This window comes from Streptomyces sp. NPDC059696, from assembly GCF_042733745.1.
Taxonomy (GTDB): domain Bacteria; phylum Actinomycetota; class Actinomycetes; order Streptomycetales; family Streptomycetaceae; genus Streptomyces.
Genome location: NZ_JBHWFG010000014.1, coordinates 55,905 through 71,092 on the forward strand (window position 1 = coordinate 55,905; position 15,188 = coordinate 71,092).

A 15,188-nucleotide genomic window follows, 5' to 3' on the forward strand; every position below is an offset into this window, starting at 1 on the left:
CCGCTCAAGGAGCACCCCGTGGAGATCTTCTTCGAAATCCTGTTGGTCCTGGTCGCCGTCGGCGTCCTCGCCTTCGCCGGACTGACCGTGAAGAAGCTGTACCAGGGCCAGCGCTGACCCACGTCTAGGAAGTTCCCATGATCGAGATCCCGTCCGACCTCCACAAGGACCTCGTCCCGCTCGCCTTCCTGCTCGGCACCTGGGCGGGCGCCGGTGTGCACGACTTCCCCGGCTCCGAGAAGTGCAACTTCGGGCAGGAGGTCACCTTCACCCACGACGGCCGGGACTTCCTGGAGTACCAGTCCCACAGCTGGGTGCTGGACCAGGACGGCAACAAGGTCCGCCCCCTGGAGTCCGAGCACGGCTACTGGCGCGTCGACGCCGACCGCAAGGTCGAGGTGACGATGACCCGCGACGACGGCGTCATCGAGATCTGGTACGGCGAGCTGGCCGACAAGAAGCCCCAGATCGACCTCGTCACGGACGCGGTGGCCCGCACGGCCGCCTCCCGGCCCTACACCGGCGGCAAGCGCCTGTACGGCTACGTCAAGAGCGACCTGATGTGGGTCGGCGAGAAGCAGACCCCCGAGGTCGAGCTGCGCCCCTACATGTCTGCCCACCTGAAGAAGGTCGTCACCCCGGAGGAGGTCGAGCGCTGGGCCAAGGCCCTGCCCGACGACATGCCGGACGACGGCATCGCCTTCTTCAAGTGAGCCCCCGCCTTCCTCGACCGGTCGCACGCGAGTGCACCTAGACTCTTGGGTGTGGTGAGCACCGACTGGAAAAGCGATCTGCGGCAGCGCGGCTACCGGCTGACCCCGCAGCGGCAACTCGTGCTCGAAGCCGTGGACACCCTTGAGCACGCGACCCCCGACGACATCCTCGTGGAAGTGAGGAAGACGGCGTCGGGGGTCAACATTTCGACGGTGTACCGGACGCTGGAGCTCCTGGAGGAGCTCGGCCTGGTCAGTCACGCGCATCTGGGGCACGGGGCGCCGACGTACCACCTCGCGGACCGGCACCACCACATCCACCTGGTGTGCCGGGACTGCCAGAACGTGATCGAGGCGGACGTCTCGGTGGCCGCCGAGTTCACGGCCACCCTGTGGGAGACCTTCGGCTTCGACACCGACATGAAGCACTTCGCGATCTTCGGCCGGTGCGGGGACTGCACACTCAAGGCTTCAACTACCGAGTCGTAGGCTTACGGATATGAAGAGCCCCCTGCTGACCCTGCCCGGCGCCGTCCCCGCCGAGGGCGTGGACGAAGGTGTCGCCGCCCACTACGGAGATCTGTTCCGTGAGCAGCGCGCCCTCGCCGACGGCACCGGATTCGTGGACCTCTCGCACCGGGGCGTCGTCGCCGTCACCGGCGAGGACCGGCTCACCTGGCTGCACCTGCTGCTCACCCAGCACGTCAGCGACCTCCCGGCGGGCCGGGCGACCGAGGCGCTGATCCTCTCCGCGAACGGCCACATCGAGCACGCCCTGTACCTCGTCGACGACGGCGCGACCGTCTGGGCCCATGTGGAGCCGGGCACCCAGGAGGCGCTGATCGCGTACCTGGAGTCGATGAAGTTCTTCTACAAGGTCGAGGTCGCCGACCGGACGGCCGACATCGCCGTCGTGCACCTCCCCGCCGGATCCATCGCCGAGGTGCCGGACGGCGTGGTCGTACGGGAGACGCCGCACGGCCGGGACCTGTTCCTGCCGCGCGCCGATCTGGAGGCGTACGCCGGGCAGGCCGGGCCGCCCGCCGGGCTCCTCGCCTACGAGGCACTGCGCGTGGAGCAGCACCGGCCCCGGCTCGGCTTCGAGACCGACCACCGCACCATCCCGCACGAGCTGGGCTGGATCGGCTCGGCGGTACACCTGCAGAAGGGCTGCTACCGGGGGCAGGAGACGGTCGCCCGGGTGCAGAACCTGGGCAAGCCGCCGCGCCGGCTGGTCTTCCTGCACCTCGACGGCAGCGAGGTCCACCTGCCCGCGGCCGGGACGGAGCTCCGGCTCGCGCAGGACGGCCCCGACGGCCGCAAGGTCGGCTTCATCACCACGTCCGCCCGTCACCACGAACTCGGCCCGGTCGCCCTCGCCCTGGTGAAGCGGAACGTGGCGGTGGACGCCCCGCTGGTGGCCGGTGACACGGCAGCGGCTCAGGAAGTCGTCGTCGAGCCGTAGACCCTCCCGGTGGATCTTCGGCCCTGACGCTTGTAGACCTTTCGGGTCAGATGTCGATCTGCACGGTGAACGGGCCGTCGTTGGTCAGCGATACCCTCATCGCCGCGCCGAAGCGGCCCGTGGCCACCGTCGCGCCCAGGGAGCGCAGCTGGGCGACGACCTCGTCGACGAGGGGCTCGGCCACGTCGCCGGGCGCGGCGGCGTTCCAGGTGGGGCGGCGGCCCTTGCGGGCGTCGCCGTAGAGGGTGAACTGGCTGATCACCAGGAGCGGTGCGTCGATGTCGCTGCACGACTTCTCGTCGTGCAGCATGCGGATCGACCAGAGTTTGCGGGCCAGCTGGGCCGCCTTCTCCTTGGTGTCCTCGTGGGTGACGCCGACGAGGACGCACAGCCCCTCGCCCTCGATCGCACCCACGGTCTCGCCGTCCACGACGACGCTCGCGCCGTCCACCCTCTGCACCACTGCTCGCATACGTCCATCATGCAGGGCGGTGACATCCGCGCCCCGCGCGGTCGGCGGATGGCCCGAAAGGGTGGTTTGCGCGGACGCCAACAGCCCCTGCACGGCCGTACTTTACTGCTATACCGCCCAACTGGGGTCTATCGGGGGCACTCGTTCCCATAGCGGCCACTTGGGGTGGCACGATGCATGCACACACCGGTCGAGGGGACGGTTGAGGCACATGAGCACATCAAGCACCGGACAGCAGCAGGCGGCTGTCCGGTCGACGTACACGGGGATGGGCGCGTCGGAGTACCACCGGCCGCCCACACAGCGCACGGACAGCCCGCGGCTGCCCTCGGACCGCTCCGCGCCCGAGCTGCCCGCGCTGAGCCTGCCCGAGCTGCGCACGCTGCGCCGCGAGGCCCAGCGCGACGAGGCGGACCTCAGCTATCTGCGGCGGCTGCTCCAGGGGCGGATCGACATCCTGCGCGCGGAGATGGCCCGGCGCAGCCCGGCGCGGGCGGCCTCCGCCGCCGTGCCGGAGCAGACCGCGGTGGTGGAGCGGCTGGCGGAGATCCTGCGGGACGGCCCGGCCCGGCACCGCTCCTCGGCCCGTCACGTCACGCTGGGCACCCCGCAGGGCGAGGAGTACCGGCGGCTGGCGGCGGAGATGCTCGACGAGGTCGAGCTGTCCGACCTGGGCGCGCGCACGGACCTGGAGCTGAACACGGCGATGGGGCGGCTGGAGCGTCACGAGCAGCAGGTGTCGCGGCGCCGCCGGCGGCTCCAGTGCACGGCCGACGAGTGCGGCGCCGAGATCGCCCGCCGCTACCGCGAGGGGGAGGCCCAGGTCGACGACCTGCTGGTGTGAGGCGCTCGGGGCCCGGGGGGAGGGCCGGCGGCCGGATATTCGGACGACACCGGCCGGCCCTCCGCCTAGCGTGAATCCATGACCTCCGCGCCCCCTGCCGACGACATCGAGATACGCCCGATCGCCGAAGCCGAGTTCGCCGACTGGCTGCGTGCCGTGAACACCGGCTTCCTGCGGGCGCCGGCCCCCTCCGAGGAGGAGATCGAGGGCCGGCGGCGCGAGCGGTTCGTCGAGGGCCGCTTCCTCGGAGCCTTCGACCAGGGCAGGTGTGTGGCGACCTTCCGCTCCTTCGGCCAGGAGCTCACGGCCGTCGGCGGGGCCGTCGTCCCGGCCGACGCCGTCACGGGCGTCACCGTCACGGCCACCCACCGCCGCCGCGGACTGCTCAGCCGCATGATGGCGCGGGACCTGGCGGCCGCCAAGGACCGCGGGGACGTCGTCGCGACGCTGATCGCCGCGGAGTACCCGATCTACGGCCGGTACGGCTTCGGCCCGGCGACCTCGATGGCGGAGTGGACCGTCGACGTGCCGCGCACGGGCCTCGACGCCCGGTGGGCGGGTCCGGCCGACGGCGGGCGGATCGACCTGGTGGAGGGCGAGGACGTCCGCAAACTGGGACCCGACCTGCATGAGCGGCTGCGCCGCGACCGGCCCGGCGTCATCGACCGCGACGCCTTCTGGTGGAAGGCCAACACCGGCGCCCTGCCCTGGGACCCGACGTGGAAGCAGCCCTTCTACGCCGTGTACCGCTCGGCGTCCGGTGAGGTCGAGGGCATGGCCGTGTACGAGGTGGACGACAACTGGGGTGACGCCAAGCAGCCGTTGAACACGGCGACCGTGCGGTGGCTGATCGGCACCACACCGGCCGCGGAGCGCGCGCTGTGGGAGTACCTGTGCTCCATCGACTGGGTGGTGCGGGTGAAGAGCGGCTGGCGAGCGCCCGACGACCTGCTCCCGCACCTCCTCCCCGACCCGAGGGCGGCCCGCATCACCACGCTCGCCGACTGGCTGTGGGTGCGCGTCCTGGACGTCGAGCGGGCGCTTCAGGCGCGGACGTACGAGGGGCGGGGGACGCTGGTGCTGGAGGTCGCCGGCGTGGACGGGCTGACCGGCGGGCGCTACCGGCTGGAGGCCTCGCCCGAGGGAGCGTCCTGCACGCCCACCACGCAGAGCGCGGAACTCGCGCTGGGACTGGGCGAGTTGGCCGCGCTGTGGCTCGGGGACGAGTCGGCGGTGCGGCTGGCGGCGCTGGGGCGGGTGCGTGAGGAACGAGTGGGCGCCGCCCGGAAGGCCGACGCCCTGCTGCGTACGTCCAGGCGGCCTTGGTGCCCGGACATGTTCTGAGCCGCTCCCTCCTGCCGGGGTGCCGGCGGTGGCCGCTGGTGTGCTGGGGCCCGCATCCGTAGCGAGCTGTTCTGTTGTGGTTGTCGTGCGGCCGTGCCGGCCGGGCGGGACTCCCGGCTCCCCTCCGGAAGGGAGTCCTCTGGCGGGTGGCCAACCTCCTTGAAGGTGTGACCATGTTCCCCAAGTTGGCTACCAACTTCACAGTACTTATCTCCGCCCGGAAGCGGCTCATAACCACCTTCCGCTGAACTGCCCAAAGATGGCGGGAAGTTGTACTGTGCCGGTGTGGACCCGGAAGCGCACCCGGAGGACGACTCCGTCCGAGGACGGAAGAGGTCAGGGCGGCCACGGCGAACCCCTCACGAGGTGGCCGAGGAGCTGCGTGCCCGGATCAGGTCGGGGGCGCTGCGCCCCGGCGAGCGCATGCCCACCCAGGCCCAGCTGGCACACGAGTTCCAGGTCGAGCGCGGTGCCGTGCGGCAGGCGCTGCGGGTCCTGCAGTCGGAGCGGCTGCTCACCAATGTGTCCAAGGGCAGCCCGGCGACCGTCGCGTCCGACCCCGCCGGTGCGCTGACCGGCCCACAAGCGCTGCCGCGGCCCACGACGGTGGCCCTCGCGCCACGGATAGCCAAGGCGTTCGAGGTGGAGCACGTCGAGATCGACGCCGTGTGCCTGACGTCCGTCTCCCTGACGCTCGCCATCGGTGAGCCGCTGCGCCAGATCCACGCCGGGCGGCTGAAACCGGCCAAGGTCGACGTCCGGGTGCTGCTGCCGAGCCGGGACATCGACCTGGCCTTCCCGGTGCCGGTCGAGGGGCGCGGTGACGACTGGGTGCACGAGCGGTGGCTGGCGATGCGCAACGCGCAGGGGCAGGTCCTCCAGCACAATCTGCTGGCCCTGCGTGCCACGCACGGCATCGACGTGCATGTCACGTTCCGGGCGCTGCCCTTCACCCCGCCGGTGAAGCTGTACCTGCTCAACGGCACGGAGGCGCTGTTCGCCTACTACACGCTGACGCGCCGGGAGGCCGAGACCGACCGCGCGCAGCCCGCGCTGTACGACGCCCAGGGCACCCGGTCCATGCTGTTCGCCTTCCGGCAGGGCGCCGGGCTGCGGGACACGACGTTCGTGGAGCAGTCGCACCTGTGGTTCAACGCACTGTGGGAGACGATCAGTTCGGAGCTGGTGCTCACGGGCTGACGTCCCCCACGGGCCGTTTCGGGGTGGTGCGGTGACTCATCGGGCGGGCCCCGTCATCAGCAGCGCGAGCACGACCGCTCCGGCGGAGCTGACGGCCGGGCTCTTGGCCTTGACGCCCACGGTGAGAAGGATCAGGCCGACGATGCCGGCCGGACCGTACTTCCACTGGACGAGCTGCTCGAAGGCGACGACGAAGGCGGCGGAGAGGAGAGCGAGGGCGGGCATCGGTGTTCCCCCTTCGGAAGTCCGGAAGCAAAACTTCCGCCAACTCCGAGAAGTTGGCAACCAACTCTGATTAAGTTGTCCCCACTTGGCCCCTAGTCATAAACAACTTCCGAACAACTCCCGCCAGATAAATCAGAGTTGTAGCGTTTGGTCGTGACCCAAGAGAGTGTGGCGGAGAACGTGGCAGTCAACGGCAGCAGAAGGTCATCGCCCCAGGAGATCGCCGACAGCCTGCGGGAACGCATCCGCGCCGGTGAGCTCAAGCCGGGGGACCGCCTGCCCACCCAGGCGGAACTCGCCGAGGAGTTCGGCGTCGAGCGCGGCACGGTCCGCCAGGCCCTGCGGGTCCTCCAGGGGGACGGTCTCCTCACCAATGTCAGCAAGGGCAGCCCCCCGCGCGTAGCGGCCCCGGCCCCCGCCCGGGGCGAGCCCCAGCCGACCATGGTGGGCCTGGCCCCGCGCCTGGTGGAGGCGTTCTCGGCACGCGCCGTGCGCGCCGACGTCGTCTGTCACACCGCCGAGACGCTGATGGTCGCCCTGGGCGAGCCGCTGCGCCTGATCCACGAGGGCCGCATCCGCCCCGAGTCGATCGACGTCCGCATCCTGGTCCCGTCCCGCGACATCGAACTCGCCTTCCCCGTCCCGGTCGAGTCCCACGGTGAGGACGACTCCGTCCACCAGCGCTGGCTGGCCATGCGCAACGCCCAGGGCCAGGTGCTGCAGCACAACCTGCTCGCGCTGCGCTCCACCCACGGCATGGACGTCCGGGTCCGCTTCCGGGCCCTGCCGTTCACCCCGCCGGTGAAGCTGTACCTCCTGAACGGGGAAGAGGCCCTGATGGGCTACTACATGCTGACCAGGCGCGAGGAGGAGTGGGGGAGCCGGACCCTGGACATGTACGACGTCCTGGGCTCCAAGTCCCTGCTGTTCTCCTTCGCCCGGCGGGCCGGCCGGCGGGACGCGGCGTTCGTGGAGGAATCCCAGAAGTGGTTCGACGCCCTCTGGGAAACCATCACGACCGACCTGACACTCTCCTCGTGACTCCTGATACGACGCAGACTGGTGCGGTGACAATCGAGACCGAGAACGATCCGTACGGACTCCGCGATCTGACCGGACGCGCGCGTGTCGTGCTCTGGGACTTCGACGGGCCCATCTGCCGTCTGTTCGCCGGGCATTCCGCGGAACAGGTGGCGAGCGACCTGGTGTCCTGGCTGGAGGGCCGGGGCCTGCACGCTCTGCTCACCGAGACCGAGCGGGAGTCCCTCGACCCGCACGTGGTGCTGCGCGCCGTGGACCGCCGCCACCCCGGCAGCGACCTCGTCGCCGAGCTGGAGGAACGTCTCACCCAGGAGGAACTGCGGGCCGCGTCCTCGGCCTGGCCGACCGCCTACGCCGACCCGCTGATCCGCACCTGGACCGCCGTGGGCTCCCGCCTGGCCATCACCACGAACAACTCGCCGCGGGTGGTCCGCAAGTACCTCGCGGGGCGCGGCCTCGCCGGCTGCTTCGCCCCGCACATCTACGGCCGGACCCAGGAACTGCACCACCTGAAGCCGCATCCGCACTGTCTGAACCGGGCGCTGAACGCGATGGGGGTTGCGCCGGGCGACGCCCTGATGATCGGCGACACCCCGTCCGACCACGAGGCGGCCGAGGGCGCGGGCGTGCCCTTCCTGGGGTACGCCCGCAACGCGAGGAAGGCCGAGCTCCTGAAGGCCGCCGGGGCCGAGGTGGTCCTGGACTCCCTGGAGCCGCTGCTGCGGCTGCTGCGCCTGCGGCGGCCCTAACGCTGGGCGAGTAACAGGCCGAGAAGAACGGCGGCGATGATCAGGCAGGTGGGGTTCCGGGTGCGCAGGCCGGCTCCGAGGAGGAACAGGCAGAGGACGCCGGAGGGGCCGTAGCGGGTCTCGATCACGCGCTCGAAGGTCAAGCCGAAGAGTGCGGACAGCAGTTGTGCGAGTTTCATGGCGCCCCCAGACCCACCCCGGAACCACTTCCCGATGAGCGATCAACTTGCAGTCCAATTGGACTGGTTGTCGCACGGTGGTTCTGCCCTGGGGTACTGATCCCTTAACCGGCAGCCCAGTTGTCCGCCAAAGTTGACTGGCCGAGCCGGCTGACGGCGGTTTGACCGCCCGGGGGAAGAGGTACGGTCGCGGTGTGAGCGAGGGGCAGGCCGGCGAAGGCGGCGGCAGAGAGTTCGAGCGCGTCGCGACCGAGTTGCGGGCGCGGATCGCCGGCGGCCGCCGCTATCCGCTGCACTCGCGCCTGCCGTCCCAGCGTGAGCTGGCCGCCGAGTTCCGTGTCTCCCGCGACACCGTGCAGCGGGTCCTCGCGGAGCTGAAGAGCGAAGGCTGGATCGAGTCCCGCCAGGGCAGCGGCACCCGGGTGATCAAGTCCCAGCGGATCCAGTCGCCGACGAGCAGCCAACGGCTCGGCCCGCTGATCGGCGCGGCGTTCGAGCAGGAGGACGTCACGCTGGACGTCTACACGTTGACGTCCGAGTCGCTGGACGTCCACATCCGGCTGCAGGCAGAGCGGATCCGCTCCCGCGAGATCGCGCCCCAGCGCATCGCCCTGCGCGTCCTGCTGCCGTCGGAGTCGCTGGAGCTGCCCTATCCGCGCGCCCTCGACCCCGCGGACGCCCCCCGCCTGAGGGACCGCTTCCGCACCATCACCAGGCGGAGCACCGAGTCCCTGACGCACGTGCTGAGGGAACTGAAGGCGGCGGCACTGGTTCCGTCCGTGGAGTTCCGCATCCGGCACGCGCCCCTGACACCGACCTTCAAGCTGTACGTCATCAACGGGGTCGAGGTGCTGCACGGCCTCTACCAGATCGTCGAGCGCGATCTGGTCCTGGACAACGGGGATCAGCTGCGGGCCCTCGATGTCCTCGGTCTCGGTGCCACGCTGACGCACCACGTCCAGGACGACGATCCGGACTCGGCCGGCAGCGTCTTCGTCGACAGCATGCGCAAGTGGTACGGCTCCGTGTGGGACCTGTTGTCCGAGGGGCCCGAGTAGCGGAACAGGCACTCCGGAGACGGCAGGGGCACGGGGGACCGCCGGGTGTAGCATTCCCGCACCGTGCAGCGATTGAGTCATCCGCTCGTCCTCGTTCGTATGGGAGAGGGCCGACCGGCCGCCATCGAACAAGCTCGCGCACGCTCATGCGGATGAGTGGCAAACCACCCGTGATGGCGCACTCCGCCGTGCGCGGTACCGACCGCGAACCTACCGTTTGCCTGACCGTCCCCCCTTCTCGTACTTCCGGAGCGGCCCGTGGGCGCACCCTCTCCTTCCCGTCCTCTGCTCGGGGAGCGCGCCTCGCACGACGCCACCTGGCGCGCCTTCGTACAGCGGGCCGCCGAGCGGGGCGTGGCGACCAGCGGCCACCACAACCGGAACTACGTTGTTCCGCTCACGGAGAGCATGGCCCGCCTGGTCGGGCGGGAGCCGGGGACGTCGGTGACGGTCCGGATCCGGCGTCCGGACGCGCTGCCCGTCGTCATCCGGACGTGGCAGGACGAGGCGGAGATCCTCGGCGCCGTCCGGGGAGTGCTGCCGCACGCTCCGGAATGTCTGGTCAAGGGGGAGGACTTCGCCGTCCACAGCTTCGTGGAGGGCGTTCCGCTCTCCAGCGTCTGCGCCGACGGCAAACCCGTCGACACCCTGCTGATCCGGGCCCTGGCCGGGCTGCTCGCCCAGATGGCCCACGTACGGCGGGGCGCGCTGCCCGCCCTGCCCTCCGTCTGGCCCCGCAAGGACACGGACAGCCAGGGCTTCCTCCAGACGCTGGCCCATCTGGCCGACCGGCAGATCAGGCGGCCCAACTGGACTGCTTTCGGTGGGCTGTTCGCAGCGCTCGGCATCCCGGAGGACGCGCTCACCGAACTGGCCGGCCGGGTGCCCGCGATGGCCCGGCGGCCCTACAGCCTGCTCCACGCCGACCTGCACCGTGACAACGTGATCGTGTCGTACGCGGGCGACCCGCCCCTGATCTGCGTCGACTGGGAGCTCGCCACCTACGGCGACCCGCTGCACGACCTCGCGACGCATCTCGTGCGGATGCGGTACCCGGCGCACCAGTGGGCCGAAGTGGTCGACGCCTGGGGCGAGGCCATGCAGCGGGTCCGGCCGGCCGCGGTCAGCGGTCTGGGGCGGGATCTGCGGCACTATCTGGCGTTCGAGCGGGCGCAGTCCGTCTTCCCCGACGTGATGAGGGCCGCCCGGTCGCTGGAGGAATCGTTCACGCAGACGAGTCTGGACGAGGCGACGGCCGAGGTGCGCCGGGCCCTGGAGGCGGCGGCGGAACCGCTGCGGCTCGTCGGTGTGCCGCGGGAGGGCGAGATCCGGCGCGCCCTGTTCCGTTGGCTGGTGTCACGGATGAACGGGGACATCAGCGGCCGGGCGTGGATCGCGGAGGCGTTCGAGTGGCGCCCCGACCGGCGGGTGCCCGAGCGCGGCGACTTCCCGTCCTCGGCGGTCCGGGAGGCCCTGCTGGCGGAGGGGGCCGCGCCCGCGGGACGGGTGTTCAAGGGCACCGCGCACCTGAACACCGTCGTGGCGGTGCCGGGCTTCGACTCACCCGTGGTCGTACGGCGGAAGCTGCCCGAGGTGTGTCGCCGGGAGCGCGGCTTCCTCAGCGAGCACGCCGTGCTGCGCGCGATCGAGGAGTCGTCCGTCGGGGTGGCGGCCCCGCGGGTGCTCGCCCTGGGCGAGACCTACCAGAGCGACACCATCGCCCTGCACACCTACGTCGGGCCGCGGGACGTCGACCGGCCCCCCAACCACCCCGTGCACGGTCTGCTGCCGCACGAGGCGGACGGCCTGGTGGACCAGCTGTGCGCCCTGACGCGGGTCAGGTACGAGCAGGTCGACCCGACGGCCGGCGAGGGCGCCTTCCACCGCTGGCTGCGGGACCAGCTGGTCTCCCTGGTGCGGGACCTGCCGAAGGCCTCGCAGCAGCTGGCGCGGCACCTCGGGCTGCCCGACCCGGACCGGCTGCAGCTGATCCTGTCCCGGCACGAGGTGAGCGACCGGGAGCCCGCGCTCCTGCACGGCGACCTGAACCCCTGGAACCTCGTACGCCGTGACGACCGGCTGGCGCTGACCATCATCGACTGGGAGATGGCCGTCGTCGGCGACCCCCTCTACGACCTCGTCCGGCACATGCACCTCACACCGACCCGGCCGGAGATCAGGGAGCGCATGTTCCGCCGCTGGGAGCGGCTGCTGCCCGCCGCGTACACCCGCGACTGGCGCACGGACTGGCGGGTGTACCGCAGGCTGGAGATCGTGCGCTCCGCCTACGTCGACCTGGACCGCATCGTGACGGGCGCGAGCCTGGACGCCCCCAACGTCCGGCGGGCGGTGGACTCCTACGCAGTGACGCTGGCCGTCGCCACGGGCTCGCTCGGCCTCCCGGTGCGCTCCACGGCGAACCCGTACCTCGCCCGCGCCCTGGCCTGAGCCCGCCGCTGCGTAGGCTCCCCGGTATGACCAACCCGGGCCTGCGTGAGCGCAAGAAGCAGCGGATGTACGAGACGGTGTCGGACATCGCCGTGCGGCTCTTCCTGGAGAAGGGGTTCGACGCGGTGTCCGTCGCGGAGATCGCGGCGGCGGCCGACATCTCGAAGCCGACGCTGTTCCGGTACTTCCCGGCCAAGGAGGACCTGGTGCTGTACCGGATCGCCGACCACGAGGGGGAGGCGGCCCGGGTGGTGGCGCAGGCCCGGGCGGCGCCCGTGGAGGCGCTGCGGCGGCACTTCGTGGAGGGGCTGGAGCGGGGGGACCCGGTGACCGGGCTCAACGACCACCCCGAGGTGCTGGCCTTCCACGCGCTGCTCTACGGCACGCCCTCCCTGGTCGCCCGGGCGTACGCGCACCAGGAGCGGTCGGAGGCCGCGCTCGCCGAGGTACTCGGAGGGGACCTGGACGCGCGGCTGGCCGCCGGGCAGATCATGGCCGTGCTGCGGGTGCTGGCGCTGGAGAACTGGCGGCGGATGGCCGCGGGGGAGCGCGTGGCCGACGTGCGGCCGGACGCGGTGGCGGCGGCGGAGCGGGCGTTCGGCCGGCTCGCGGCCGCGCTGCCTCCCGGCCTCCGGCCTCACGGATCCACGAGTGAGACTCGGTAATTTATTTAACTCGGTTAGATTTTCGCGTACGCTCGGGGGAATGACCTCCACCGAGCCCTCCCTCCAGCACGCCCTCGACCAGGAACGCGCCCACCACGAACGCTGCCGGACCGCTCTCGCCGCGATGGTGGAGGGCGCCGGTGAGCAGGTCGTCACCGGTGAGGACGTGTCCGCGTCCGGGGCCGACGCCGAAGTCCTCGGGTACCGGCTGCGCAGCCGGGCCAAGGCGCTGCGGGAACTGCCCGAGGGGCCGCTGTTCTTCGGCGCCCTGGTGAGCGCCCGGGAAAGCGCCCGGGAAAGCGCCCAGGAAAGCGCCCTGGTGAGCGCCCGGGAGAGCGCCCGGGAGAGCGGGGAGGGGCCGTTGCACATCGGGCGGCTGCGGATCTCCGAGCACCCGGCCGCACCGCCCCTCGTCGTCGACTGGCGTGCGCCCGTCTCGCGCGCCTTCTACCAGGCCTCGGCGCGTGACCCGCAGGGCGTCGCCGTGCGGCGGCGGTTCGGCTGGGCGCCCGGCAGCCGGGGCGACTCCCGGGACCTCACCGGCCTGGAGGACGAGCACCTGGAGCGGGGGGAGACCCGCGACAGCGAGATCGTCGCCCGGGAGATCGAACGGCCCAGGGTCGGGCCCATGCGGGACATCGCCGCCACGATCCAGCCCGAGCAGGACGACCTCGTACGGGGGGACCTGCCGGTGTCGGTGTGCGTGCAGGGCGCGCCGGGCACCGGCAAGACCGCCGTCGGGCTGCACCGGGCGGCGTACCTGCTCTACACGTACCCGCAGCGCATCCGGCGCGGTGGTCTGCTGATCCTCGGACCCAACCGCACCTTCCTGTCGTACATCGCCGAGGTGCTGCCGGCCCTCGGCGAGACCGGCGTGCGGCAGTCGACCCTGGGGGAGGAGATCGCCCGCTGCCCCGTCCGGGGCGCCGACGACGGGCCGGCCGCCCTCGTGAAGCACGACGCCCGGATGGCCGAGGTGCTCCGGCGCGCGCTGTACGCGCGGGTGCGTGCCGACGGCGGCGGCGCCTCGCTCACGGTGCCGGACGGGTCGTACCGGTGGCGGGTCCCGGCGGCGGAGCTGGCGGAGATCGTGGCACGGGTGCGGGAGGAGGAACCGCCGTACGGGGTCGGGCGGGAGCGGGTGCGGGCGCGGATCGTGCGGTGTCTGCGCGAGCAGGCCGAGCGGCGGTCCGGGCCGCCCCCGAACGCCTGGGTGCGGTGGATCGAGCGGACCCGGCCGGTGTCGGCGTACGTCGACACCGTCTGGCCGCGGGTGCGGCCCGAGGAGGTGGTGGCCGGACTGCTCGGCGACGAGGAGGCGCTGGCGACGGCGGCCGAGGGGCTCCTCGACGCCGGTGAGCAGCGGGCCCTGCTGTGGCGGCGGCCGCCCAGGTCCTGGAAGTCGGCGCGCTGGTCGGCCGCCGACCTCGTGCTGCTCGACGAGGTGGCGGGCCTGATCGAGCACCCGGAGGGGTACGGGCACGTCGTCGTCGACGAGGCACAGGACCTGTCCCCGATGGAGTGCCGGGCGATCGCCCGGCGGGCCCGCTTCGGTTCGCTGACGGTGCTCGGTGACCTCGCGCAGGGGACGACACCGTGGGCGGCGCGGTCCTGGCGCACGGTCCTCACGCACCTGGGCAAACCCGACGCGGCCGTGGTCGCCCTGACCACCGGCTTCCGGGTGCCGCAGGCCGTCCTCGAGCTCGCCAACCGGCTGCTGGACCGCCTCGACGTGGACGTGCCGGCGGCCCGTTCGCTGCGCGCCGACGGCGAGTTGCGGTTGCGGGAGACGACCGTGGACGGCGTGCCCGGGGCGGTCGTGGCGGCCGTGCGGGACGCGCTGGGCCGGGAGGGCTCGGTGGGGGTCGTCGCGGCCGACGCGGACGTTCCGCGGATGCGGGCGGCGCTCGACGCGGCCGGGATCGGGGCGGCGGGCCCGGACGAACTCGGCGCCCCGGTCGCCCTGGTGCCGGCGAGCGTGGTCAAGGGCCTGGAGTACGACCAGGTCGTGGCCGTCGAGCCGGCCGCGATCGCCGAGGCCGAGGAACGGGGACTCAACCGGCTGTACGTGGTGCTGACCCGGGCGGTCTCCCGGCTCGAGGTGGTGCGGGGGAGGCCACTGCCCTTCTAGGGAAGGGTGGTTAGGGTCCGTGTCATGACTGACGTCGACGCGTTCACGGACATCCCCACGACCACCCTGGCCGATCTGCTGGGCCGCGAGCAGGTCATGGACATCGGCGTCCGGCCCCTGTGGGGACCCGTGCCACGGGTGGCCGGACCGGCCTTCACCGTCACCTGCCCTCCCGGTGACAACCTGATGCTGCACGCCGCGATCCACCGGGCCGGCCCCGGCTCGGTCGTCGTCGTGGAGTCCGGCGACCTGGACTACGCCCTGGCCGGCGGCAACGTGTGCGCCGTCGCGCAGCGCCGGGGCATCGCCGCGTTCGTCGCCGACGGGCTGATCCGCGACCTCGGCGAGGTCCGTGACCTGCGCTTCCCGGTGTTCGCCCGCGGTGTCATCCCCATCCCGGGCACCAAGTCGGCCGCCCGGCCGCTGAACGGGCGGGTGCGCTGCGGCGGGGTCGCGGTCGACGCGGGCGACACGGTCGTCGCCGACGAGGAAGGCGTGGTGGTGGTGCCCGCGGCCCGCCGCGAGGACGTCCTGGCGGCGGCCCGGGCCAAGCTGGCCAAGGAGGCCGACGAGACCCTGGACGCCTGGGAGTCGGCCCACCGCACCCGCATCGACCGGATCCTGGCGGACCAGGGCTTCGAGGGCTGACCGGCC

16 protein-coding genes are annotated in these 15,188 nt (G+C 71.9%); 13 read left to right on the forward strand and 3 right to left on the reverse strand.

The features are described from left to right. The first annotated feature begins 137 nt into the window (after nt 1-137). The 3 genes from ACFV20_RS17355 to ACFV20_RS17365 are packed head-to-tail and all read left to right on the forward strand — an operon-like array spanning nt 138 to nt 2,178. A complete protein-coding gene (locus tag ACFV20_RS17355; RefSeq protein WP_385657414.1) occupies nt 138-713 on the forward strand; it encodes an FABP family protein in 576 nt (191 codons plus the stop codon). 51 nt (nt 714-764) lie between these two features. Beyond that, nucleotides 765-1,202: a Fur family transcriptional regulator gene (locus tag ACFV20_RS17360; protein ID WP_385657417.1), complete on the forward strand. Its 438-nt coding sequence runs from the start codon at nt 765-767 to the stop codon at nt 1,200-1,202. Nucleotides 1,203-1,212: 10 nt separating this feature from the next. Beyond that, a complete protein-coding gene (locus ACFV20_RS17365; protein WP_385657419.1) occupies nt 1,213-2,178 on the forward strand; it encodes a YgfZ/GcvT domain-containing protein in 966 nt (321 codons plus the stop codon). A 46-nt stretch (nt 2,179-2,224) separates the two neighbouring features. Here ACFV20_RS17365 and dtd read toward each other — a convergent pair whose 3' ends face one another. Beyond that, entirely contained in the window at nt 2,225-2,650 is a 426-nt protein-coding gene (dtd, locus tag ACFV20_RS17370; RefSeq protein ID WP_185007077.1) for a D-aminoacyl-tRNA deacylase, read from the reverse strand. Between the two features lie 211 nt (nt 2,651-2,861). Between dtd and ACFV20_RS17375 the strand changes: the two genes are divergently transcribed. The 3 genes from ACFV20_RS17375 to ACFV20_RS17385 all read left to right on the forward strand — a co-directional run bounded on the left by ACFV20_RS17375 (nt 2,862) and on the right by ACFV20_RS17385 (nt 6,038). Next, nucleotides 2,862-3,494 (forward strand): aerial mycelium formation protein, encoded by a 633-nt coding sequence (locus ACFV20_RS17375; RefSeq protein WP_385657422.1) that lies wholly within the window; start codon nt 2,862-2,864, stop codon nt 3,492-3,494. Nucleotides 3,495-3,572: 78 nt separating this feature from the next. Then, on the forward strand, nt 3,573-4,838 hold the full coding sequence (locus tag ACFV20_RS17380) for a GNAT family N-acetyltransferase (protein ID WP_385657424.1): 1,266 nt from the start codon (nt 3,573-3,575) through the stop codon (nt 4,836-4,838). A gap of 366 nt (nt 4,839-5,204) precedes the next feature. Next, a complete protein-coding gene (locus ACFV20_RS17385; protein WP_385657426.1) occupies nt 5,205-6,038 on the forward strand; it encodes a winged helix-turn-helix domain-containing protein in 834 nt (277 codons plus the stop codon). Nucleotides 6,039-6,074: 36 nt separating this feature from the next. Here ACFV20_RS17385 and ACFV20_RS17390 read toward each other — a convergent pair whose 3' ends face one another. After that, nucleotides 6,075-6,263, reverse strand: coding sequence for a hypothetical protein (locus tag ACFV20_RS17390; protein WP_031143363.1), 189 nt, complete (start codon nt 6,261-6,263; stop codon nt 6,075-6,077). A 147-nt stretch (nt 6,264-6,410) separates the two neighbouring features. On the opposite strand from ACFV20_RS17390, the gene ACFV20_RS17395 reads away from it, so the two are divergent. Both ACFV20_RS17395 and ACFV20_RS17400 read left to right on the forward strand, forming a co-directional pair. Further along, a complete protein-coding gene (locus ACFV20_RS17395) occupies nt 6,411-7,304 on the forward strand; it encodes a winged helix-turn-helix domain-containing protein (protein ID WP_385657429.1) in 894 nt (297 codons plus the stop codon). A 26-nt stretch (nt 7,305-7,330) separates the two neighbouring features. Continuing rightward, a complete protein-coding gene (locus tag ACFV20_RS17400) occupies nt 7,331-8,053 on the forward strand; it encodes an HAD family hydrolase (RefSeq protein WP_385657432.1) in 723 nt (240 codons plus the stop codon). Here the strand turns inward: ACFV20_RS17400 and ACFV20_RS17405 are convergent. After that, the gene (locus tag ACFV20_RS17405) at nt 8,050-8,232 is read right to left on the reverse strand and encodes a hypothetical protein (protein ID WP_385657435.1); all 183 of its coding nucleotides are present in this window, start codon (nt 8,230-8,232) and stop codon (nt 8,050-8,052) included. The two genes, ACFV20_RS17400 and ACFV20_RS17405, sit on opposite strands and share 4 nt — an antisense overlap. A gap of 194 nt (nt 8,233-8,426) precedes the next feature. Between ACFV20_RS17405 and ACFV20_RS17410 the strand changes: the two genes are divergently transcribed. From ACFV20_RS17410 to ACFV20_RS17430, 5 genes are all read left to right on the forward strand, one after another. Further along, nucleotides 8,427-9,290, forward strand: coding sequence for a GntR family transcriptional regulator (locus tag ACFV20_RS17410; RefSeq protein ID WP_385657438.1), 864 nt, complete (start codon nt 8,427-8,429; stop codon nt 9,288-9,290). Nucleotides 9,291-9,548: 258 nt separating this feature from the next. Next, nucleotides 9,549-11,738, forward strand: a complete 2,190-nt coding sequence (locus tag ACFV20_RS17415) for a phosphotransferase family protein (RefSeq protein WP_385657441.1) — start codon at nt 9,549-9,551, stop codon at nt 11,736-11,738. Between the two features lie 26 nt (nt 11,739-11,764). Then, nucleotides 11,765-12,403, forward strand: coding sequence for a TetR family transcriptional regulator (locus ACFV20_RS17420; RefSeq protein ID WP_385657444.1), 639 nt, complete (start codon nt 11,765-11,767; stop codon nt 12,401-12,403). Between the two features lie 40 nt (nt 12,404-12,443). Then, nucleotides 12,444-14,534 carry a HelD family protein gene (locus ACFV20_RS17425; RefSeq protein WP_385657446.1) on the forward strand — a complete coding sequence of 697 codons (2,091 nt, stop codon included), beginning with the start codon at nt 12,444-12,446 and terminating at the stop codon, nt 14,532-14,534. A 24-nt stretch (nt 14,535-14,558) separates the two neighbouring features. Continuing rightward, complete coding sequence (locus tag ACFV20_RS17430) at nt 14,559-15,182, forward strand: RraA family protein (protein WP_385657449.1); 624 nt, start codon at nt 14,559-14,561, stop codon at nt 15,180-15,182. The last annotated feature ends 6 nt before the right edge of the window (nt 15,183-15,188 follow it).

Coding starts and splice junctions, on each gene's coding strand:
- ACFV20_RS17375 (WP_385657422.1), top strand. CDS start 2,862: ATGAGCACATCAAGCACCGGACAGCAGCAGGCGGCTGTCCGGTCGACG.
- ACFV20_RS17390 (WP_031143363.1), bottom strand. CDS start 6,263: ATGCCCGCCCTCGCTCTCCTCTCCGCCGCCTTCGTCGTCGCCTTCGAG.
- ACFV20_RS17365 (WP_385657419.1), top strand. CDS start 1,213: ATGAAGAGCCCCCTGCTGACCCTGCCCGGCGCCGTCCCCGCCGAGGGC.
- ACFV20_RS17420 (WP_385657444.1), top strand. CDS start 11,765: ATGACCAACCCGGGCCTGCGTGAGCGCAAGAAGCAGCGGATGTACGAG.
- ACFV20_RS17430 (WP_385657449.1), top strand. CDS start 14,559: ATGACTGACGTCGACGCGTTCACGGACATCCCCACGACCACCCTGGCC.
- ACFV20_RS17355 (WP_385657414.1), top strand. CDS start 138: ATGATCGAGATCCCGTCCGACCTCCACAAGGACCTCGTCCCGCTCGCC.
- ACFV20_RS17405 (WP_385657435.1), bottom strand. CDS start 8,232: ATGAAACTCGCACAACTGCTGTCCGCACTCTTCGGCTTGACCTTCGAG.
- ACFV20_RS17425 (WP_385657446.1), top strand. CDS start 12,444: ATGACCTCCACCGAGCCCTCCCTCCAGCACGCCCTCGACCAGGAACGC.
- dtd (WP_185007077.1), bottom strand. CDS start 2,650: ATGCGAGCAGTGGTGCAGAGGGTGGACGGCGCGAGCGTCGTCGTGGAC.
- ACFV20_RS17380 (WP_385657424.1), top strand. CDS start 3,573: ATGACCTCCGCGCCCCCTGCCGACGACATCGAGATACGCCCGATCGCC.